The sequence below is a fragment of the Thermogemmata fonticola genome (assembly GCF_013694095.1).
Taxonomy (GTDB): domain Bacteria; phylum Planctomycetota; class Planctomycetia; order Gemmatales; family Gemmataceae; genus Thermogemmata; species Thermogemmata fonticola.
This window is the reverse complement of sequence record NZ_JACEFB010000011.1, coordinates 41,230-62,434: the sequence shown is the minus strand read 5'-3', so window position 1 is coordinate 62,434 and position 21,205 is coordinate 41,230. Positions and strand designations below refer to the sequence as shown.

The 21,205-nt window shown below is 63.4% G+C and carries 14 protein-coding genes; 10 read left to right on the top strand and 4 right to left on the bottom strand.

Annotated features, from left to right (window positions below):
* Nucleotides 1-14 precede the first annotated feature (14 nt).
* On the top strand, nt 15-491 hold the full coding sequence (gene dtd, locus H0921_RS13495) for a D-aminoacyl-tRNA deacylase (protein WP_194539011.1): 477 nt from the start codon (nt 15-17) through the stop codon (nt 489-491).
* 23 nt (nt 492-514) lie between these two features.
* On the opposite strand, the gene H0921_RS13490 is transcribed toward dtd, so the two are convergent.
* Nucleotides 515-3,151 carry an Ig-like domain-containing protein gene (locus H0921_RS13490; protein WP_194539010.1) on the bottom strand — a complete coding sequence of 879 codons (2,637 nt, stop codon included), beginning with the start codon at nt 3,149-3,151 and terminating at the stop codon, nt 515-517.
* A 455-nt stretch (nt 3,152-3,606) separates the two neighbouring features.
* Here H0921_RS13490 and uvrB point away from each other — a divergent pair, with 455 nt between their 5' ends.
* Together uvrB and H0921_RS13480 are read left to right on the top strand one after the other, a co-directional pair.
* Complete coding sequence (uvrB, locus tag H0921_RS13485; RefSeq protein WP_194539009.1) at nt 3,607-5,688, top strand: excinuclease ABC subunit UvrB; 2,082 nt, start codon at nt 3,607-3,609, stop codon at nt 5,686-5,688.
* 113 nt (nt 5,689-5,801) lie between these two features.
* Entirely contained in the window at nt 5,802-7,346 is a 1,545-nt protein-coding gene (locus H0921_RS13480) for a hypothetical protein (RefSeq protein WP_194539008.1), read from the top strand.
* 295 nt (nt 7,347-7,641) lie between these two features.
* Here the strand turns inward: H0921_RS13480 and truD are convergent, their stop codons facing one another.
* The gene (gene truD, locus H0921_RS13475) at nt 7,642-8,718 is read right to left on the bottom strand and encodes a tRNA pseudouridine(13) synthase TruD (RefSeq protein ID WP_194539007.1); all 1,077 of its coding nucleotides are present in this window, start codon (nt 8,716-8,718) and stop codon (nt 7,642-7,644) included.
* Nucleotides 8,719-9,198: 480 nt separating this feature from the next.
* On the opposite strand from truD, the gene H0921_RS13470 reads away from it, so the two are divergent.
* The 4 genes from H0921_RS13470 (at nt 9,199) to H0921_RS13455 (ending at nt 14,388) form a co-directional block, all read left to right on the top strand.
* A complete protein-coding gene (locus tag H0921_RS13470; RefSeq protein WP_194539005.1) occupies nt 9,199-10,992 on the top strand; it encodes a hypothetical protein in 1,794 nt (597 codons plus the stop codon).
* A gap of 373 nt (nt 10,993-11,365) precedes the next feature.
* On the top strand, nt 11,366-12,856 hold the full coding sequence (locus H0921_RS13465; protein WP_194539003.1) for a DUF1501 domain-containing protein: 1,491 nt from the start codon (nt 11,366-11,368) through the stop codon (nt 12,854-12,856).
* A 182-nt stretch (nt 12,857-13,038) separates the two neighbouring features.
* Nucleotides 13,039-13,629: an ankyrin repeat domain-containing protein gene (locus H0921_RS13460; RefSeq protein WP_228499686.1), complete on the top strand. Its 591-nt coding sequence runs from the start codon at nt 13,039-13,041 to the stop codon at nt 13,627-13,629.
* Nucleotides 13,630-13,872: 243 nt separating this feature from the next.
* On the top strand, nt 13,873-14,388 hold the full coding sequence (locus H0921_RS13455) for a DJ-1/PfpI family protein (RefSeq protein ID WP_194539001.1): 516 nt from the start codon (nt 13,873-13,875) through the stop codon (nt 14,386-14,388).
* A gap of 381 nt (nt 14,389-14,769) precedes the next feature.
* Here the strand turns inward: H0921_RS13455 and H0921_RS13450 are convergent, their stop codons facing one another.
* Nucleotides 14,770-15,747: a DUF58 domain-containing protein gene (locus tag H0921_RS13450; RefSeq protein ID WP_194538998.1), complete on the bottom strand. Its 978-nt coding sequence runs from the start codon at nt 15,745-15,747 to the stop codon at nt 14,770-14,772.
* Between the two features lie 99 nt (nt 15,748-15,846).
* On the opposite strand from H0921_RS13450, the gene H0921_RS13445 reads away from it, so the two are divergent.
* From H0921_RS13445 to H0921_RS13435, 3 genes are all read left to right on the top strand, one after another.
* On the top strand, nt 15,847-16,902 hold the full coding sequence (locus H0921_RS13445) for a glycosyltransferase family 4 protein (protein ID WP_194538996.1): 1,056 nt from the start codon (nt 15,847-15,849) through the stop codon (nt 16,900-16,902).
* Nucleotides 16,903-17,385: 483 nt separating this feature from the next.
* Nucleotides 17,386-19,551 (top strand): ABC transporter ATP-binding protein, encoded by a 2,166-nt coding sequence (locus H0921_RS13440; RefSeq protein WP_194538993.1) that lies wholly within the window; start codon nt 17,386-17,388, stop codon nt 19,549-19,551.
* A 2-nt stretch (nt 19,552-19,553) separates the two neighbouring features.
* Nucleotides 19,554-20,378 carry a 3'(2'),5'-bisphosphate nucleotidase CysQ family protein gene (locus H0921_RS13435; protein ID WP_194538991.1) on the top strand — a complete coding sequence of 275 codons (825 nt, stop codon included), beginning with the start codon at nt 19,554-19,556 and terminating at the stop codon, nt 20,376-20,378.
* A gap of 197 nt (nt 20,379-20,575) precedes the next feature.
* Here H0921_RS13435 and H0921_RS13430 read toward each other — a convergent pair whose 3' ends face one another.
* Entirely contained in the window at nt 20,576-21,043 is a 468-nt protein-coding gene (locus H0921_RS13430) for a GNAT family N-acetyltransferase (protein ID WP_194538989.1), read from the bottom strand.
* Between the last annotated feature and the right edge of the window lie 162 nt (nt 21,044-21,205).

The window sequence follows — 21,205 nt, the reverse complement described above, 5'->3', positions numbered from 1 at the left end:
AAGCGGAGGAAGCGATGCGGGCGGTGCTCCAGCGGGTCCGGCAAGCGCGCGTCACTGTCGGAGGGGAAGTGACCGGTCAGATCGGCAGCGGCTGGCTAGTCCTCTTGGGTGTGGGGCAGGGCGACACGACGGCGGACGCCGAATGGCTGGCGGAAAAAGTCGTCCACCTCCGCGGCTTCCCCGACGCTCAGGGCAAGATGAACCGCGATGTCCAGGACGTGCAGGGCGCTGTGCTCGTCGTCAGCCAGTTCACCCTCTACGGCGATTGCCGCAAAGGGCGCCGGCCAAGTTTCACCCAGGCGGCAGAGCCAGCGACGGCCCAGTCCCTTTACGAAGCCTTTATCCAAGCCCTGCGAGCCTGGGGGGTCCCGGTCGCTACGGGCCGCTTCGCCGCCGATATGCAGGTGGAACTCATCAACGACGGACCGGTCACCTTCATCCTCGAATCCCCACCGCGGCCCGACCCATCTCCAGACACCCCTTCTCGCTAACTGGTAACCTTCCAGGGAGTGTTTCAGATTGTACTGACAGTTACCGTCTCCGTGTCGTCCCCGACATTGCCTGCGGCATCCGTCGCACGAGCATGCACGGTGTAAGTACCAGGAGTCATGAAAGTATAGCTCCAGTTATTCGTGCCACTGGCAGTGACAAACACTTCCGTGGAGCTGTTGAACCCAGTGCCATCCCAGTAATTCATACCGTTGTAAATACTCAGCTCCACCTGGGTGATCGTGTTGGCATCGCTGGCCGTCCCGGAAATTTGATTGATACCAGTGGAATTGATGTTTACCGTCGGCGCGGTGCGATCGGAGGTGATGATGAAGGTGCCAGCACTGTTGGGGGTGCCTGACGATCCGGTCGCCGCTCCTGCGGGGATGTCGATCACAATTGGCCCATCTCCGCCCGGTACCACCTCAAAGGTGTAACTCGCACCGCCGCCGGTCAGGTTCTGGGCTGTGCCGTTGATCACCTGAATATCGCTGAGAGTGAAACCGGTCACATTTTCGCTGAACGTCACGGCGAAGGGGATGGGATTGGCGTTGGTCGGGTCGGACTCTGTCGTGGTGATCGTCGTAGTCACGACGTTACCGGTGAAATTGACCGTGACAGTGTTGGAGGCATTGTTTTTATTCCCGGCCGCATCCTCGGCAACATCAACGGGCACGGTCACGGACACATTGCCCGTCGTATTTGGCACCACGTCGAAGGTGTAGGTGGACCCGTTGACCTGGGTGAAGTTGATGATACTGCCATTGGTGACGAGCACATCGCCGGCGGTGAAGTCGGTCACATTCTCATCGAAGGTGACGGTGAAGGGAATGGGATTGTCGCTCGTGGGGCTCGCCGCGGTGGTGCTGACGGTGGGCGTCGGTTTCGTGCGATCCGAGGTGAGGGTGACAGTATTGGAAGCAGTGTTGTTATTCCCGGCGGCATCTTGAGCCACATTGGCCGCAATCGACACGGTCACGGGGCCATCCGCGGTGGGAGCCACCTCAAACGTATAGCTACTGCCGCTGCCGGAGAAGTTCTGGACCGTGCCGTTGGTCACCGTAATGTCACCGGCAGTAAAGCCCGTCACGTTCTCACTGAAGGTCGCTGTGAAAGGAATCGCCGCGAGATTGGTGGGGCTAGTCGCTGTCGTGCTCAGGGTCACGGTCGGAGCCGAGCGATCCGAGGTGAGGGTGACAGTGTTGGAAGCGGTGTTGTTGTTCCCGGCGGCATCTTGAGCCACATTGGCCGCAATCGACACGGTCACTGTCCCATTGCTGGTCGGGACCACCTCAAAGGTGTAAGTGCTGCCGCTGCCGGAGAAGTTCTGGACCGTGCCGTTGGTCACCGTAATGTCACCGGCAGTAAAGCCCGTCACGTTCTCACTGAAGGTCGCTGTGAAAGGAATCGCCGCGAGATTGGTGGGATCGCTAGCCGTGGTGGTCAGATTCACGGTCGGCGCCGTGCGGTCCGAGGTGATGTTGAAAGAGGCGGCGGTGCTGGGCCGGCCTCCGCTGTCCGTCGCCGCACCGGCGGGAATGTTGATAGTCACGGGGCCATCCGCGGTGGGAGCCACGTTGAAGGTGTAGGTTTGAGCGTTGACGGTGGTAAAACCGGAGAGCGTGCCGTTGGTCACCGTAATGTCACCGGCAGTAAAGCCCGTCACGTTTTTGTTGAAGGTCACGCGGAAGGGGATGCTGGCCAAATTGGTCGGGTTGCTAGCAGTGGTGCTGATGGTGGGTGTTGGCGGGCGCAAAGCTACCGGCAGGCGCAGATGCACCGTAGCCACGTTCGACTCCCCGCCCAACTGATTGCGCACCGTGTACTGGAAGCTGTCGCTGTCGCTATTCACCGTGGTGTGAGCCACGTAGGTGATCGTCCCATTGCTGTTGACGGTCACCGTGCCCTGCTGCGGCTGGGTGACAATACGGATGGAGTCCAACTGGAACGGCCCGCCGATCGGCAGATCGTTGGCTAGCACGGAGATGGTGATGCGCCCGTTGTCGGGAACCGAGACGCTGTCATCCACCGCCGTTGGCATCAAGGCCGTAAAGACCTGCTCGAAGTTGCGAATGGCTGGCGACTCGCCGAAGCGGCTCTGATCCAATCCCAATTGATCGAACCCCGGCCCGCCGTCGAACTGAGTCTCATTGCGGAAATTTACCCCGGAGACGAAGACGCGATCATTCCCTCCGCCTGCGTTAACCAGCACACTCCCGGCATACTGCCCCATGCCAAGCGAGATGAGGTCGTCCCCCGCCCCGCTGCGAATGACCGTCGGCCCGGCATGCTGCGCCCGATTGAGGGTGATGTGGTCATTCCCCGCCCCGGTGTTGAGGAAAACACCGATGTTCCCTCGCGTCCGGGAAATGTACACCTGATCATTCCCCTGGCCCATCGTGATGACCCAGCCCAGCGTCACCCCGCTGAAGGTCAGCGGCAGCCAGGTGCCATTGACGCGGGTATCCCCCAGAGCCGTGACGGCCACCGTATCCTCACTCAAGGAGCTGAGCCAGACTTGATTGCTGGCGCTGTCCCCTTGCACGAACAGGATACCGCCGGAGACGAAGGCGGTCACATTTCCCGCCGGCGTGGTTCGATCCTCCAGCGCCTCCGCCTGCAAGCGCACTCGCAAACCGGACTGGTGGCCTTCACGACTCATGTTCGTGCCCTCCTAGAAGAATGATCGGGACGTGACCGAACTTCGCTTGCGGGCCTGCGTGCAAAGCCCCCCTCGCAGCATCCCACATTTCACGGCGAGGAACGCTCCGACCCCACGGCGAGGAACGCTCCGGCTCGCCAACGGCCAGCACTATCAGTTTACCCGATCCTGGCCGGTCTGCCGCGCTCTTTCCTCGACCGACGCCACTGAAGCCGGCGGGGTCCTGCCAGCTCTATCGGATATACCAGTTTGAGGCCGCCTCGCGTTTCGGTCGAGAATTCCTTCTCGCTTGGCGCTTCCTCCGCGCACACCTCAGCCGCCTCCGCATGGCCGCCTTCCCAGGGGGGCACACCTCCCCCTTCCCCCCTACAATAGATCACGAAACAGTCCGCTAGCCGGACAGGAGCTGCTTCCTTTCCCGCGGACGGGACCCTCAGCAGAGCCAGGATGCTCCCATGGCCGCGCGATTCCAATTGGTCACCCCCTATCCGCCAGCGGGAGACCAACCCAAGGCAATCCGAGAGTTGTGCGAGAACTTCGACCGGGGCTGCCCGTTCCAGGTGCTGCTCGGAGCGACCGGCACCGGAAAGACGTTCACCGCCGCTCACGTCATCGCCCATTTACAGCGGCCCACGTTGGTACTCGCCCACAATAAGACCCTTGCCGCCCAGCTCTTCAAGGAATTTAAGGGGTTTTTCCCCCACAACGCCGTCCACTATTTCGTCAGCTATTACGACTACTATCAGCCGGAAGCCTACATCCCCCAGCGCGACATCTACATCGAAAAGGACGCCTCGATCAACGAGAATATCGACCGCTTGCGCCTGGCGGCCACGACCGCCCTGGTCAGCCGGGAAGATGTCATCATTGTCGCCAGTGTGTCGTGCATCTACGGCTTGGGTTCGCCCTCGGACTACAAGCGGATGACGGTGTACCTGCGGCGGGGAGAGTGGATCGAACGCGAGGAGCTTCTGGTCCGCTTGGTCGACATCCAGTATCAGCGCAACGATGTGGCCTTCGAGCGGGGGCGCTTCCGCGTGCGCGGGGACACTATCGACGTCTGGCCGGCGTCGGAAGAAGTCGCCTATCGCATCGAACTGTTCGGCGATGAGATCGACACGCTCGCCATCATCCACCCTCTGACGGGAGAAGTGCTGCACAGTCTGGACGAATTGGCGATCTATCCGGCCCGGCACTTCGTCACACCGGAGGACCGCCTGCGCCTGGCCATCGCAGGAATCGAGGAGGAACTCCAGCAGCGCTACGCCGAGCTGAAAGGGCAGGGAAAGCTGCTGGAAGCGGAGCGGTTGCGCGCCCGGACTCGCTATGACCTCGATCTGCTCCGCGAGGTCGGCTATTGTTCCGGCATCGAAAACTACGCCCGTTATTTTTCCGGCCGAAAGCCCGGCGAGCCGCCTTACACCCTCATCGACTTCTTCCCCGAAGATTACCTGCTGATCATCGACGAATCGCATGTGACCATCCCGCAGGTGCGGGGAATGTATCACGGGGACCGCAGCCGCAAGGAAACGCTGGTGGAGCACGGCTTCCGCCTGCCGAGTGCGTTGGACAATCGTCCGCTGCGCTTCGAGGAATTCGAGGCCCGCATGCGCCGGGTACTGTGCCTGTCTGCCACGCCGGGACCCTACGAACTCGAGCGCACCGGCGGTGCCGTTGTCGAGCAGATCATCCGCCCCACCGGCCTGGTCGATCCCCTCATCCACATCAAGCCAGCCCGCGGCCAGGTCCAGGACCTGGAAGAGCAAATCCGCCGCCGCATCGCCCGTGGAGAACGCACCCTCGTCACCGTCCTGACCAAACGCCTCGCCGAAGACCTGACCACCTACTTCCGCGATCAAGGCCTGCGCTGCAAATGGCTTCACTCCGAACTCGATGCCATCGAACGCATCCAAATCCTCCGCGAACTGCGGGAGGGACACTTCGATGTCCTCATCGGGGTCAATCTACTGCGTGAAGGACTCGACCTGCCGGAAGTTTCTCTGGTCGCCATTCTCGACGCTGACAAGGAAGGGTTCCTACGATCGGAAAAGTCGCTGATCCAGACGATCGGGCGGGCGGCCCGCAACGTCAACGCCGAGGTGATCCTCTACGCCGACAGCGTGACCGAATCCATGCGCCGGGCCGTAGAGGAAACCCAGCGCCGCCGAGAACTGCAACTGGCCTACAACCGCCAGCACAACATCACACCCCGCACCGTGCAGTCGGCCATCCGCAACGCCATCGAGGAGATCATCGAAGCCCACAAGATCGCCCAGGAAGCCGCTGTCGGTTCCTCCGCGGGAGAGGATTACGTCACCTACGAATTCATCCAGCAGCTTCACCAGGAGATGCTCGAAGCCGCCAAAGTGCTGGACTTTGAACGCGCCCAGACCTTGCGAGACCAGATCGTCCGTCTGGAAGGCGAATTGAAGAAACGGCTCGGGGAGGCCGCACCGCCGAGCGTCTTCGGCAACAAAACCGCTCCGGTGTCCCTGCCGCGCAAACGCTCCGCCCGTTCCCGCCGCCGGTCCGGATAGGGTATTTCCCGGATTCTTCCCACCTGCCCGACCGAAAGGTAGCCCCAATATCGGCAGCATCCTGGCGAATAGCAGAGTGACGAATCTCGATCCTCCCCTCGGAGAACCGCCTCATGATCACGACACGACGGCTGGCGGCTGGCTTCGGCCTGGGGCTGGGCGCGGGAATGCTGGCAATCCTGCTCGCCGGCCTTGGGCCGAGAGGAGAAGGGAAGGCCGCGGCGGCTCAAGAGGCCCCAGCAGGCAAGCAGACCCCGGCAGACCCCAAGCCCGCCAAACCCCCAGGGCGGAAACTCACCCTCGGTCCCGCTCCGCCCCCTGTTCCGCCCCTCAAGTACACCCTCTTCGTCCCCCCCAGCGAACAGGTCCGGGGGAATGCTGCCCTGGAATATCTCCGCGCCATCGCTCTGCTGCCTCCGCCGCCGCACAACCCCCAGGAAGCTCAGGAACGGGCCGACAAGATCGACCGCTGGCTGTCCCTGCCGCTCGAACAATTGGCCCCGGAAGGTGACGCCCTCCAAGCCCATCTGCAACCCTACCGCCCCTCCTTGCTCGCCCTGCGGCACGCCACGGCTTTGACCGCCTGCGACTGGCAGCTTGAACCGTTCCTCCTCCAGGGAGACGTCACGCCGTTTCTGGAAGAACTCGGCAAATACCGGCAACTGGGTCAGTTGCTCCGCCTGCAATTCCGCCTGCATCTCGCGCGGGGGCAAGCCGAGGATGCCTGGCGAACACTCCAGGCCCATCTCCGCTTGGGACGGGACATTGCCGAAAGCCCGACGTTGATCCGCGCACTGGTGGGCCTCGCCATCCTGGCTTCCGCGTGGGACAGTATCGAAGATTGGCTCAGCCGCCCCGCCGCCCCCAACCTTTCTCTGGCGCTGAGTCAATTGCCGCAACCCTGGCCCCACCCCTGGCCCATGCTCGAAGGCGAGGCGCAGTTCATCGGCCTGGCTCGGCCCCAATGGAAGGAAGTATTCCAAGGGGTACTTCCGCCGGAGACAGCCCGCCGCCACCTGGTCGCTATGTACGCCATCCTCCACCGGAACCCGGCGGGTCCGCCGCCCTTTCAGGAAGCCCAGCTTCTCCAGCTTGCGGCCCAGCAAGCCCCCGCGGCGCGTGCCGAACTCCTGCAACTCGGCCAACCGCCCCAGGCTGTGGACGAGATGCCCGACGCCCAAGCCCTCCTCCTGCGCAATCTGCTCCTCCTGCGGCAATGGTGGGATGCCACCCTTGAGGCTTTCCGCCTGCCGTACCATCAGGCCCAAGCGCGCTTCGCCAAGCTCGACCAGCAGGTACAACAACGCGTACGGCGCCAGGATGACGCGCTACTGAGCGTCTATGCCCTCACCCTGAAGTCGGTGTGGAAGACCAGCTACGCTTTTGCCCGCACCCAGCGGCGGATCGCCGCCCTGCAAACCCTCGAAGCCATCCGCTGGCACGCCGCAACCCATCACGGCCAACTCCCGGAGCGACTCGCCGACATCACGGCCACTCCGATCCCGAACGACCCCTCCACCGGCCAGCCCTTCCTCTACCGCCGCACCCCGGATGGCTTCATCCTGGAAGCCCCCCCGCCAGCAGGGGAAAAACCCGATTCCCTCAACTCCTTGCAATACGTCATCGTCTGGAAGGCGGAAGGGGAGAAAGGGAAGTGACAAGTCATCGTCGGAAAACCGAAGGGGATCGGAGGAAGTGAGCCGGCCCGCCTCGTGAGTTTCCCCCGGTTCTTAGCTCTGGGAAGCACCCCGCCGGGTTGCAGAGAGCACGATGCAGAGGTGGACAAGATCGGCCGATCGCGGCGGCAGAGTAGCGGGGGGTACCCAGGAAAGTAGCCCAGGGGCCAACGAAAACCGAGGATGGCAGCGGAATGCCAGAGTTGCCGAACGAAGGCCAACGAAAACCGAGGATGGCAGCGGAATGCCGAGCGCACCAGACAGTGATTTCGGCCTGTCATTCCTCCTCGGCTTCATCCGGCGGAACCGCTTCCACAGCGTCGTTTTTCATGACTTCGCGCAGCAGCACCGTGGCGTAGCTCCCTGCCGGCAGGGTAAAGCGCAGGCGCAATCCCTCTGCTTCCCACTCGGCTTGCAGATCGTCCAGGTAGATGAGGTTGTGTCGCCGCGTGCCCGAGAGCAGTTGGCCGAAGCCCGCAAAAACCGCCGGTGTGAGGTCATAGCTCCGCAGTACGTCCGCTTCCCGCCGAGCCGCCACTCCCGCCGCCGGGTAGGTGCGCGTTCCGAACATCGGCCCGGCCGGCACGATCTCGCGCGCTTCCAGCCGCCGCTGTTCCGCCGCCACATCCTCCACCCGGAACAGTCCGCCGACCGGCCAGTGCGCCATCACATCCCCCTCCAGCGCGGTGTGGAGCAAGCCATCCTCTTGCCGGCGCGCCAGGTAATCGTTGAAGAGATGGGATTGGACCGCGGACAGGGCCAAGCGGAATTGGAACGGGCGGAGGCGCCGCCGGAGTTGGCCGCGGAGGCACTGCCAACCCAAAGCTAGGGTACTGCCTTCCCGCCCGAAACGCTGCGGACCGTAGTAATTCGGCAAGCCTTCCCGGCGGATCTTCTCCAAAATGGCCTGCCAGGGCGCTGCCGCCGAAGCTCCCCGAATGAAAATGCAAAAGCGATTCCCCCGCAAATGCCCCGGCTTGAGTTTGTTGCGATGGCGTGCCACCCGCAGCAGGTATATCCCCTCGGCGTGCAGCGCCTCCAGGCGACCCAGGCGCTCGGCACATTCCTGCGGCACCGACAGCCACTGCCGCGTGATAGCGTAGCGATCCTTCAACCCGGCGGCTCCCACCGCACCCACCGGAATGCCCAGGCACTGCGCCACCGCCCGCAGCAGATACTCCGAGCCGACCCCCCGCTTCTCCACCCACAGAAACAGATGCTCGCCTTGCCCGCACGGCTCGTAAGCCGCCACCTCCTCGACCTCAAAATCCTCCAGCCGTTCCCGGATGCGCCCGCCGACTCCCGGCCACGCTGCCGTCCACAACGGCCAACTCCGCCTGCCTTGGTTCTCCATGCCCTTTCCTCCACCCCGGCGCCCCGCCGGTCATGACCCTGCACTGCACCGGGAAACGGTCATGAGCCAACACTGCACTTGGAAACAGGGAATGCCGCCGGAAACAACTTTCCCTCCGCTTGGTTAGGGGACAGCATTTTTCTCCGATCCACCCCCCGTAGCGGCTGGCCAAAGTGATACAATAGGGACGTTCGGAGACCAGATTCGGAATAGGGAGAAGAGGAAAGCTAACGCGGCGGAAGGCGGCCATCCCCCATCTTCTCCCGAAAGCCATCCCGAGGTTGTTCCATTGGGAGGAGTAGGGGGGCCAGCAAGCGCAAACTTCTCCGATGCAGACCGCGATACAGCAAGCCACAACGATGTAGGCCACAACAATGCTTCGCCAAGGATTCTCAATGCGGGCCACAATGATGTAGGCCACACCTAGCAGCAGAGAGAGTCTTCCTGGGGGCAGGTCCAGGGCTTACGGGCAGGGCGGGTATGAAACTGTTGACACGAGTCTGGCCGGGGAGTCGCCGCTTCTTGCGCAACGGCGGGCGATTCACCTTAGTGCTGTGCGGCTTCGTGCTGGCGCTGGAAGTGGCCGGCCGCTTTGCCCGGCACGATTTCCAGGACCTGCTGGGGCTGCTGGCCCTCAACGTGGCTCTCATCACGGTGGTGATCCGGCACCGGCGTACGCCGTTGCCCTGGTTGGAGGGGTTGCTGGAACTCTGCGGCCAATGGGGCTACCAGGCGAGCCAATGGCAATACAAGCTAGGCTTGGACCTGCGGGGCGAACCGCCTCTGCCCCAAGCCGTGCCGCGCTGGATCACCTGGGGGATCGCCGGTCTCGTGCTCTGGGGGATGCTGGCAGGACTACTCTGGTATCTGGCTCCCGAGGCGGGCTGGCGCCTGCTTGGCGTGTACGGTTCCTACACCTTATATCTGGCCGCGCTGGGCATCCTGTGGCTGCTATTGCTATTGCTGACTTTTTTCGGGGTTTATGTGCCGGTAACGGTGCTGGATCGGCTGCTCAAAACCCGCCTGGGCGATCCGGACCGGCGAGGGGTGGAACTGGCCGCGGTGGTGGCGTATGCCGTGCTCATCTCCGCCCTGGCCTGGGAAGCACCCTGCGGCTGGATTCTGCTGATCAACGGCGGATTGCTCTTGTTCACGGCAGCGGTCGGCCTGCTGCTGGGACGGGATGAAGCGGCCGTAGTCTGGCAAAGCCGCCGCGGGATTCGCGCGCTGCCCATCCGCCGCCTGTTGACTCTCGTCGCTTTCCTGCTCCTGCTGTTGACAGCGGATATCCTGGTGACAGCCTGCGGCAATCGCCTGTGGGGGCCGCCGCCAGGTCAGGACCCGCTGCCGCTGACGGGCCTATTGGGAGCAGTAGCCGCCTGGCTTTTGCCCGGTTTGTGGGCCGTCACCCTGGCGTTCTGGTGTCAGTCCCGGCGTCACGATCCCGCTCGCCGTACTCCGCCGACGGTCCACATCGGCGGTACCGACCCGCTGGCCATCGCCCGCGCCGCCACTCTTATCCGCCGCTGGGGTTGGTATGTCCGCCGCCATCCGGCGCCGCGCCAGAGCGGGGATGTTCCCATCCTTATTGTCCCGCCGGAGCAATCCCAAGCGACAGATTTCGACCCGCCTTGGCCCCTGCGCGTAAGTGTGGAGGACCTGCAACGGCCCGAGGTACGAGAACGATTAGAACGGCGGGATGTCATCCAACTGCGCCGCCAGCTCTTCCGGGGCTTGCACAAACTCTTCAAGCGGCTGGCCCCCTACCGTGGACCGGGAGGCGGCGCCTTCTGGCTTGCCCCGCACTGGTGGTTCCTCGACAGTGCCGGTCGGGAAGAATCCGATCCCAACTCCGAGGAAGGGCGCGCCAGCCTGGTGGGTCCGCCGTATCATACCGTTCTTTCCCGCCGCGCCCGGCAGCACGCCCACGCCCTGCTCCGCGCCACCCACATCGACATCATCTTCGTCGAAGACGGCGTCTCCTTCAAACACGTCGAGCGCGTCCTGCGCATCCTGGCCGAGTTGTACGATGTCCACGGCGGACGCCGACGCGCAGAAGACCTCCACTTCCGCGGCCTGCCCAAAGTCCGCGTCATGATCCACGACTATGCCCCCGGCAACCCCTTCACCCACGAACTGTACCCGGAACCCAAATACCTCGATCTGTCCCGTTTGCGAGCACTCCATATCTTCAAGGACCGCGGCGGCGAGGAAGAACCTATCACTCCGCCCCATGAGTTCTCCTATACTCCTGCGCCCTCTTTGAGCGTCTGATTGAACGTCGGAACCGGAGGATCGCCCCCTCCGCTCCAGCGCCCCGCCTTTTGCCGGCAGACGGCCTTCTCCCTCCCCTTGTCCACGCCGCCATGTCACCCTGGTATTCTGCCGAGCCTTCTCCGACCCCCCTTCCTCGGAGAGAGGGCAACGGGCGCCCCCTTGGGTGCTTCCAGTCGAAAGAGACGGCTTCAACTGAAAGTATCCGCATTTTTTGACTTGCCCCATCCCGTATCATCCGGCATCATAAGAACAGGTTGTTCGGATAGTCTCTCCGTGCGGAACGACCGGGAGAAAACTGCCCGCCCTGCCGGTGTCCCTTTTTACGGCATCCCGTTGTCGAGAAGTGTCGATCCGTGGAGTCGGTGTCATCATGTTGCAATTGCTGGGTCAACCGAAACGGTTCTGTGACGGTTACACGCGTCGGGAATGGCTGACGGTTGGAGCAGCGGCGGGCCTGACTTTGGCGGAGGCCCTGCGCTGGGGGTCGGCTTCGGCAGCCAGTCTAGCAGCCCATACGGCCGGACGATTCTTTGGCCGGGCGAAGTCTTGCATTCTGCTGTTTCTCTATGGCTCCCCCAGCCAGCTCGAACTGGCGGATATGAAGCCGGACGCTCCCCTCGAGGTCCGCGGCGAACTCCGCCCCATCCGCTCGACGCTTCCCGGCTGCGATGTTTGCGAATTGTTGCCGCAGACCAGCCGCGTCATGCACCTGCTGACAGTCGTGCGCTCGGTGACCCACCCGTATCCGATCCACGGCGTAGCCTATGCCACCACCGGCGTGCCCCAGATTGACGTCGCCATGGAACTGGCGCCGAATGACAGCCGGCACTGGCCGTTCATCGGGTCGGTGGTGGCCTATCTGGAACAACAGCGTTCGCCCGCCGCCCGGCGCAAGCCCGTGCCGGACAACATCGCCCTTCCCTTCCCCTTCAGCAGTCAGCGGCGGGGCGAAGTGCCGCGTGCCGGACCTTATCCTGCCTTCCTGGGCCGGCCCTATGCCCCCCACTTCACCCAGTTCCACGGCCGAGCCAATCGCACCATCACCAAGACGCTCAACAACGAAAGCGAAACCTTCGCGGAACCTTACGTCGGGATCGATCCGGACGCCTATTTCACGCTCGGACCGCCTCCGGCTCCTGACATCACGCTGGACCGCCTGGAACGCCGCCGCTCCTTGCTCGAACAGTTGGAACAGGCCCGCCGCGTCCGCGACCGCATCGACAGCGGCGACCCTTTCCGCGAGATGGCCTACACCCTGCTCACTTCACCCCAGGTACGCCAAGCCCTGGATGTGCGGCGGGAACCGGCCAAAGTACGCGACACCTACGGCCATACTCTCTTCGGCCAAAGCTGCCTGGCCGCCCGGCGGCTCATCGAAGCCGGCAGCCGCTTCGTCACCGTCTTCTGGGATGAGTACGGCCTGGCCGGCTCCGGGTGGGACACCCACTGGGAACACTACCCTCGCTTGCGCGAAGAACTGATGCCCGGCTTCGACCGCGGCTTCGCTGCCCTCCTCACCGACCTGGAACAACGCGGCCTGCTCGACGAAACCCTCGTCCTGGTCCTCAGCGAACATGGCCGCACCCCCAAACTCAACTCCAGCAAAGGCGGCGGACGCGACCACTGGTCCCAGGCTTACACCGTCCTGCTTGCCGGAGGCGGCATCAGCCGGGGCAAAGTCATCGGCAAAACCGATCGCATCGGCGGCACCGTCGTCGATCGGCCTGTCTCGCCTAAGGACATCCTCGCCACCGCCTACTACCTCCTCGGCTTCGACCTGGAAACGACGCTCCGCGACCGCATCGGACGCCCGGTTCCCCTCCTCCCCACCGGCTCCGTCCTCCACGACGCCCTCGGCTGACCTCGCCGCCTGGCTTCCGCTCCGCGCCTCGATTTCCCCCAACTCCATTTCTGCCGAAGCGTGGCTTCCCACCCTCAGCACGGCTATGATGAAGCAGCAGCGGCGTCCTGCGCGCAACGAGACCTGCTGCCCCCGCTGGAAAAGGCATAACCCCCGCCCGTCTGCAAGAGGAGGAAACCGCCATGGCCTGGAGCCGCCGCCAATTCACCATCACCTGCGCCAGCAGTGTCGTGCTGGGAGCGGACGCCCTCACAGCCGCCGAACCGGAGTTGGCCCCGCCCCCGACCCCGGTTCCCGTCGAGCCACCCTTCGTCCGCGACTATCCCAAGCCCAGCTTCACCCCCTCCTGGCGCCGTTCCCCGCTTCCCCGCCTGCTCGTCCAGGACTTCGTGATCTTCGCTCACAGCGATTTGCCCATGGTTCAGCGCTTGTTGACCCGCCAGCCCGCCCTGGTCAACGCCACCATCGACTGGGGCGGCGGAGATTGGGAATCCGCCCTCGGTGCTGCTTCCCACATGGGCCGCCGCGATATCGCCGAGTACCTCCTGGCCCACGGTGCCCGCATCGACATCTTCTGCGCCACCATGATGGGACTAATCGACGTGGTCAAAACCTTCCTCACCTTGCAACCCGCCTTGATCGACGCCAAAGGACCCCACGGCTTCACCCTCCACTTCCACGCCCAACTCGCCGATGACGGCGGTAAAATCCTGGACTTCCTCCAATCCATCAAAAAAGTCGATCTGCCCCCCAATCCCTTCCGCAAAAAATAACGAGAAATACTGTTTGCCAACGTGATCGACCCGGCCCGGATTGCTCCCGCAAAGGGCCTCCGCAGCCGCTCCCACCCCCGCCAAAGACTCCCTGCCCCGGAACATGGCCGCGCAATACTCGCCCTTCCAAAACATTCACTAAAATGGCTAGCAGGAGTTATCGATGGTTATCTCAGGGGCTGGTCGTGGGGAACCTGCCCCGCTCACGGGGAAAACGGCATCATTCAGGGGGGGAACCACATCATGAAAGCGTTGGTGTTGCTCGATGACGGCTTTGAAGACGTGACCGTGCATTACCTTTGGTACCGGCTCCGCGAGGCGGGATGGGAAGTTTGCCTGGCTTCCCCCCTCATGCATGTGCTCGTGGGCATGCACAATTACCGCATCGAACCCGATACCACCATCCATCAGGTCAATCCCAGCGATTACGATCTGCTCCTGATCCCGGATGGGACGTGTGTCGAACGGCTGCGGTTGCGGGAAGAGGCCGTCGATGTGACACGGACATTTGTACAAGACGGCTTGCCTGTGGCGGCCATCGGCCACGGCCCCCAACTGCTCATCAGCGCTGGAGTGCTCGACGGACGGCAAGTGACGTGCACGCCGGGCATTCGGGATGACGTCCGGGCCGCGGGGGCTGCCTATCGGGATGAGGCAGTCGTCGTGGATGGCCAGCTCTTCACCTGCCGCGACCGCGAAGACTTGCCCCTGCTCCTGCCCCGCCTGCTTTACCCCTCTCGCTGGAATCAGCACGTCTAAACCACGTGTCCAATCACACCTGGCAACCCATTGGCATCCACCGTTCGACGCGGCCATGACCGCCTGACCCTCTCTCGCGCCCCTCGGAGGGGGGCAGCTACGAGCGGACCGCCCCGTCTCGCTTGCCTCCCTCGGTTCTGAGCCAATTTCCCCTTCAGACCCCAGGGATTTCAAGCCTCGGCTGTTCGGTCCTCACTCCGGCGAAGCCTCGCCTGCGGAGCCGGAATCATAGGCCCGTTCTCACTCGTGGCATTGTCGATGTACCAAGTCGAAGGTACCGCTTTGCTCGCTTCCTTACAGTAGACGCACATCATCACAAAAAACCTCTTGTCCATGCCGCCGAAGGGGCTGGTCCAGAACAGAAGTGGGAAGCGGGGGCGTTCAGCCGAAGCGCTGCTGGCGCAGGATCAGATAATCCAGCAGTGCCCGGTCGAAGCCGACCGAGGTGTCTATCGGCACGTAATCGACGCGGGCAGCGGCACACTCCCGCTGATAGTAACCCCGGAACTCCTCGACAAACCGCAGGTAATCCTCGCGGATCCCCTGGGCGTCCACTTCCTGGTGCGCCTCGGATTCCACATCGGCAAAGTCGATCAGTCCGGCGAGGGGAAATTGGGCTTCCAGAACATCGAGGATGTGGAAGACGATGACCTCGTGGCCGGCGTAGCGGAGGCGGTAGAGGCTGCGGATGACAGCTTCGGCTTCGCTGCGCCAGTCGTCGCGGGTGGGGAGCAGATCGCTGAAGAGCATGATCAGGCTCTTGCCTCGAACGAAGGCCGCCAGTTGCATGAGGCTGCCGGCGATGTCGGTCGGGCCGCTCGGCCGCAGATTCGCCAGCACGGAGAGCAACGTGCCAAGCTGGGTCCGCTTGCTTTTGGGGGGAACGACCGTGCGCAGTTGCGTGTCGAAGGCGACGAGTCCGACGGGGTCCTGCTGCTGGATCATGAGATACCCCAGGGCCGCAGCCAGGCAGATGCCATATTCGAACTTGGTCAGCGTTTCCGTCGCCGCTGCACCCAGCACGGAGGCATCCACCTTGACCCCAGCGCTCCGCGCTTCCAGCGGACCGTTCCAGTCCATCGATTGCGACAGGTCCATGACCAGCCAACCTGTCACATTCGTCTCCGCCCGGTATTTTTTGACGAAATACTTGCCGGTCTTGGCGTAGACATTCCAGTCGATGGTCTTGATGTCGTCGCCGGGGTTATACTTGCGATGCTCTGAGAATTCGACTGAGAAACCGTGAAAGGGACTGGCATGCAAACCGCTGAGGAACCCTTCCACAATAAACTTGGCACGGAGGTCCAGGCGGCCCACCTGGCGGATCACTTCCGGTCGCAGATATTTTTCAGCAGTCATACACGCATTTTACATCCCCAGTTCATCCGGGGAGAATAAAGGGAGGGACAGGGGGGCACCCTCACCCGCCGATTCTTTTCCCCTCCTGGCAGACGACGTATGGCCCGGATCACGCTGGTCACCGATGCCTGGCATCCTCAAGTTAGCGGTGTGGTCCGCACGCTGGACACGACCTGCCGCCTGTTGCAGCAATTCGGGCATACCGTGGATGTCATCGAGCCGTCCGCTTTTTTCCGCCTGCCGGCTCCTTTTTATCCGGAAATCTCCCTGGCTATGCCCCGGAGCGGGCGGATCGCCCGGCGGCTCTTGCGCTTTCGCCCGGACCATCTGCACATTGCCACAGAAGGTCCGCTCGGCCTTCTGGCCCGCTGCGTGGCGCGCCGCCTCGGCTGGCGCTTCACCACCTCCTATCACACACGCTTTCCCGAATATCTCCACACTCTGGCCGGCATCCCGCCGCGGCTGAGTTATAGCTATCTGCGCTGGTTTCATGGGGCCGCGGCTCGGCTTCTGGTCGCCACGCCGACGCTCGCCCAGGAGTTGCAGCAGCGCGGCTTCACTCCCCCCGTTTCTCTCTGGTCCCGCGGGGTGGATACCACGCTGTTCCATCCGCGGCCGAAGCCGGCGCTGCCGTATCCGCGCCCGATCTTTCTTTACGTGGGCCGTATCTCAGCGGAAAAGGGACTGGAAGATTTCCTGCGCCTGCCGCTGAGGGGTAGCAAGGTGCTGGTCGGCGATGGACCGGCCCGGCAGCCGTGGCAGCAGCGTTATTCCGAGGCGGTCTTTCTCGGCTATCGTCATGGCCGGGAATTGGCCGAACTTTACGCCGCCGCGGACCTCTTCGTCTTCCCCAGCCGCACGGACACTTTCGGCAACGTTATCCTGGAAGCGTTGGCCAGCGGACTACCCGTCGCCGCCTACCCCGCACCAGGACCCCGCGATCTGATCACCGACCCCCGCTGTGGCGCCCTCCACGACGACCTTCAGACGGCGATCCAACTGGCCCTCCAGCGGGGCGATCCCGCCGCCTGCACTGCCTATGCTCAACGCTACTCCTGGCCCAATGCCACGCGCCAGTTTCTCGAAGCGCTTGTCCCGACCCGCGGACCTGCACCTGGTGAGGGCCCCGCTGAACGCTCCCGGAATTCATCTTGACAATCCGGCAATTTATGAAAATCTGATCATTTCATTTGACATTTTCCATTTTATGGTACATATTTTCACATAAATGGTCCACGGCGGAACGCCCAGGGTGCCGGTGCCCGTCTTCCATCACCCGCAGCAGCGGCGGAAGTTGGCCACCCCCCCGTAATTCCGCCGGCATGAAAGCAGCGGTGCGTAGCGGTGCTTCTTCTTTGCACCATTCCGGGACGTTGGGGGAGCGTGAACGATCCCTGCCCGCTTCTGGAGGATAAACGATGCGGCAGCAAGTTTCGGTTCGGCCAGGGAGTAGCGGAGCGGAGTCAGGGGCGATACCGGCTGTATTCTCCTGCGTCCGCGAGTTCCAGCCTGGCTATGGGCAAGTGGGATTTTCGCCCGCAGCCGGTTTTGGTAGTCTGGGGAAGGGGAAGCCGGAGAGCAGACCAAACGGTAGAGAAAGGGGAGAGGAGGCCAGGCGCGAGGGGAGAAGAGTCAGTCATGAACGGGGCAGCGTGGCAGCGACTCAGCCGGGATTTCTGCAAGGCGAAGGTGGAGCAATGGGGAGCGCGGGCAGGGTCCGTGCTGGTGGGAATCGTGACGGTGATCCTGGTCGCCTGGCTGTACCTGTTCGTCGCGCTGCTCACGGATCGGGGCCGCATTCCCGGCTTTGCCGATCTGAGCGCGGGGGAACAAGCGCGGCTGGCGGACGAATGGTCGCGCTGGTCCGCGGAGCAGCGGCTGGAGCGCGGGCAGCGGTTTGGCGTATCCGCCGAAGCCCAACAGCAGGTGGCGGAACAGGGTCTGGAGGCGGCGCTGCCCCTGGAGCAGTGGGAGGGCATCTGGCGAGCGGTGGCTTATCAGGCGTTGGAGGAGCATGTGGGGCCGGAGGCCGCGGAGACTTACCGGGCCTCGCTGGGGGAAAGCCGGATGGGGCCGTCCGGCCCTTTGGGCGTACTGCCGGTGGTGGTGCAAGAGCGTCAGCGCTGGACGGGCCGCTTCCTGGGACGGCTGGCCGCGTGGAACGGTTGGACCTGGCGCCCCTCTGGTTCCGGCATTCCCAATTTCCCCTATCTGACGGGCTTGTTTCTGGCTGCTTTCGCCCTGGTAGTCCTGCGGAGTCTGGCCAGTACCACCGTGACTTACCTCGCCTCAGCGGTGATGCTGGACGTCATTACCCGCTTGCGCCGGGCGATTTATCTGCATACCTACCGTTTGGGTTCGCTGGCCATTCGGACGGCGGGTACAGCCGAAGCGGAGGCGCTTTTCACCCGGCAAGCGGAGACGGCCGGCCAAGCCATGTATAGCGTGGTGACTCTGCCCTGGCGTGCGATTCCCCAATTGGCGGGATTGCTCCTGCTGATCCTGCTGGTGCATTTTTGGCTAGCGGTGACTTTCGTGGTGATGGCGGCTCTGGTGTGGCTGGTGGGCGGCCAGTTGTCAGCGTATTACCGGCGGGAAGGCCGTCAGGGCAGCCGGCAACTTCAGAGCGCCCAGGCTTTGCTCCTGGAAAGCTTGCGTTTGGTGAGACTGGTCAAATGCTATCAACTGGAGCGGTTCAATCAGAACCGGGTCGAGCGGCAACTGAGTACGTTGATCCGTGCGGCTTGGCGGAAGCTGCGTGGGGATGCCCTGGCCGAGCCAATGCTCCACGCGGTGGCCCTGTTGGGAGGGGCGGGATTGCTGTATTTGGGCGGCCTGTCGGTACTGGCAGGCGAGTTCAGTCCCGCGGGTCTAGCCGTGCTGGCAGTGGCTTTGGTGGGTCTAGCGCCGGCGGTGGTGGACCTGTTCCGGGTCCGCTCCCGCTGGCGGCGCGGCGTGGAAGCCGCCGATGCCATCCTGGAGTATCTCGAACGCAAAGGGGAAGCCGCCGAAGCCGTGGATGCCGAATACCTCCCCCCTCTGCGCAGCCGCATCGAGTTCCGCCATGTCTCCCTCCTGGAACCGGGCAGCGACCGCTATCTGCTGGAAAATCTCACCTTCGCCATTCCAGCAGGTGCGAAAGTCGCCTTCGTCGGTTCGGATCGCCGCGCCCTGCGCAGCCTGGCCTACCTCCTGCCGCGCTTCTTCGACCCGACGCAAGGAGAAATCCGCATCGAAGACAAAAACATCCGCTGGGTCACGCACGAATCCCTCCGCCTCCAAGTCGCCCTCGTGATGGAGGATGAATGGGTCTTCACGGATACGGTGGCGAACAACATCGGCTGCGGCGACCCGCAGTACCGCCTGCCGCAGATCATCGAAGCGGCCAAACTGGCCCATGCCCACCAGTTCATCGAACGTCTCCCCTACGGCTACGAAACCGTGATCGGGGAGCATGGCGTGCCGCTGACTCCCGGCCAAGCCTTCCGGATCGCTCTGGCCCGCGCCCTGGTTCGCGATCCTAGCATTCTGGTGGTGGAGGAACCCGGCCCGCCCGTGGATGAGGACACCTTAGTGCTCTTGGACGACACCTTGCAGCGCGTCGCTCCCGGACGGACCATCCTCGTCCTGGCCCAACGCTTGACCACCTTGCGCTGGGTGGATCGGGTCTTCCTCATCGTCAACGGTAAGATCAGCGACATGGGCACCCACCGGGAATTGTGGCAGCGCAACGACTATTACCGCCGCTTGCAACTGCTGGCGGAAGCCCAGGTCGCCGAGACGGCATCCAACCCACAGGAGTAGCCATGCCCTGGGATAGGGAATTGACGATCGCTCTGAAGGTGGCGGAGGAAGCCGCGGAGCGCCTCCGCCAGGAATACCAGGCCTTCACAGCCATTCCGGATGCCCCTGCCGACATCAGCACCCCCGTCGATCGGCGGGCGCAGGAACTGATTTTGGATCGGCTCCACCACCACTTCCCCCACGATGCTCTCTGCGCGGAGGAGAAGATCAGCGGTTTCGAGACTGTGGCACAGCGCGGCCCGCGGACGTGGGTCGTCGATCCGATCGACGGCACCCGGGGGTTCGCCCGCAAAAACGGCCAGTTCTCCGTGATGATCGGCCTTTTGGCCGAGGGAATGCCAGTGGTGGGAGTCGTCGCTGAACCCGCCCAGAATCGGATCACCTTCGCGCGGCAGGGCGGCGGCTGCTGGACCTATGTCGGGGATGCCACCGCCGTCCGCTGCCAGGTCTCCCGCCGCCCCTTTTCCGAGTGCATCCTGGTGCAATCCTGGGCCAAACCTGGCCAAGTCAGCCGCGCCGCAGCTCTGCTCACACCCAAGCACATTCAGGAGACCTATTCCGGCGGCGTCAAGCTCGCCCGTGTCGCCCGCGGCGAAGCCGACGTTTACGCCAACACCTACGAAACCTTTCACGACTGGGACATCTGCGCGGGACACTTGCTGGTCACTGAAGCCGGCGGCACTGTCACCGACCTCTTCGGCCAACCCATCGCTTATCAAGCGGACGACTTCGCCCAGCGCCGCGGACTGCTCGCCACCAATGGCCTGTGCCACGCCGAGGCCCTTCAGCGTCTCCAACCCCTGACGGCACGCTTCCGTTCCGCTTGAATTCGTTTCGCCTTGCCATGCCCCCCCTCCTTCTGCGCCGAGGGAGAGCCAAGACGAACCTGTGTCACCGGACCTCGGGGCTCAAGCCGAGCAACAGTCAGCGGTTCGATGCCGAGGGAAAAGCCAGGGGAAGCCAGGCGGGCCAAGACCTGGGGAAGCCTTCAACATACCGGCGACTCTCAGAAGGCCGCGGAGTCTCAGAGGCGGCGGGCAAAAATGACCAGGCTGTCGCCATCGGCGTAAAAGTCCGGCACGGTAGCACAAAGCGTGTAACCGTGTTTGTGGTAGAAGGCGCGAGTCGGAGCGTAGGACGGCTTGGAGGACGTTTCGACGAGCAACAGACGTGCTCCGCGGGTGCGCAGGTCCGCTTCCACAAATTGGAGCAATCGGCTGCCCAAGCCCTGGCGCTGGTACTCCTTTGCCACGACGATCCAGTAGAGATACCAGCTCCGATCCGTCAGCGGTGCCGGGGCATAGTAGACGAAGCCGAGCAAGCGCTCTTCCGCCTCCCAAACCCAGGCGTGATGATCGTAATCCTTCAGGGCGGCGAAGTAGTCCGTAAAGACTTCCTCCAGAGCGTCCAGTTCGTGAGGGAGGAACATATCCGTCTGCGCGGTGAGTTCCAGCAACGGGGGGACATCCGGCGGTTGGAGCAGGCGGATCATCGGCAGGCTCCCTCATGCAAGTTGGCGAAGGCAGCGAGCGCTCCGTTGCTTTAGCGGCCCGGAGCGGGCGGGCGATCGACTCTTCGCCCACCCCCAGCGGCAAGCTATCGGTCCATCAGGCAGCCGGGGGTCAGGCTATCGGCTCGCTCGGCAGTCCGGTAA

Excerpts from the sequence above, each read along its gene's own strand:
- H0921_RS13435 (WP_194538991.1), top strand. The coding sequence starts at position 19,554 with ATGCCCTGGGATAGGGAATTGACGATCGCTCTGAAGGTGGCGGAGGAA.
- uvrB (WP_194539009.1), top strand. The coding sequence starts at position 3,607 with ATGGCCGCGCGATTCCAATTGGTCACCCCCTATCCGCCAGCGGGAGAC.
- H0921_RS13440 (WP_194538993.1), top strand. The coding sequence starts at position 17,386 with ATGAACGGGGCAGCGTGGCAGCGACTCAGCCGGGATTTCTGCAAGGCG.
- H0921_RS13490 (WP_194539010.1), bottom strand. The coding sequence starts at position 3,151 with ATGAGTCGTGAAGGCCACCAGTCCGGTTTGCGAGTGCGCTTGCAGGCG.
- H0921_RS13470 (WP_194539005.1), top strand. The coding sequence starts at position 9,199 with ATGAAACTGTTGACACGAGTCTGGCCGGGGAGTCGCCGCTTCTTGCGC.
- truD (WP_194539007.1), bottom strand. The coding sequence starts at position 8,718 with ATGGAGAACCAAGGCAGGCGGAGTTGGCCGTTGTGGACGGCAGCGTGG.
- H0921_RS13455 (WP_194539001.1), top strand. The coding sequence starts at position 13,873 with ATGAAAGCGTTGGTGTTGCTCGATGACGGCTTTGAAGACGTGACCGTG.
- H0921_RS13430 (WP_194538989.1), bottom strand. The coding sequence starts at position 21,043 with ATGATCCGCCTGCTCCAACCGCCGGATGTCCCCCCGTTGCTGGAACTC.
- H0921_RS13460 (WP_228499686.1), top strand. The coding sequence starts at position 13,039 with ATGGCCTGGAGCCGCCGCCAATTCACCATCACCTGCGCCAGCAGTGTC.
- H0921_RS13480 (WP_194539008.1), top strand. The coding sequence starts at position 5,802 with ATGATCACGACACGACGGCTGGCGGCTGGCTTCGGCCTGGGGCTGGGC.
- H0921_RS13445 (WP_194538996.1), top strand. The coding sequence starts at position 15,847 with ATGGCCCGGATCACGCTGGTCACCGATGCCTGGCATCCTCAAGTTAGC.
- H0921_RS13450 (WP_194538998.1), bottom strand. The coding sequence starts at position 15,747 with ATGACTGCTGAAAAATATCTGCGACCGGAAGTGATCCGCCAGGTGGGC.
- dtd (WP_194539011.1), top strand. The coding sequence starts at position 15 with ATGCGGGCGGTGCTCCAGCGGGTCCGGCAAGCGCGCGTCACTGTCGGA.
- H0921_RS13465 (WP_194539003.1), top strand. The coding sequence starts at position 11,366 with ATGTTGCAATTGCTGGGTCAACCGAAACGGTTCTGTGACGGTTACACG.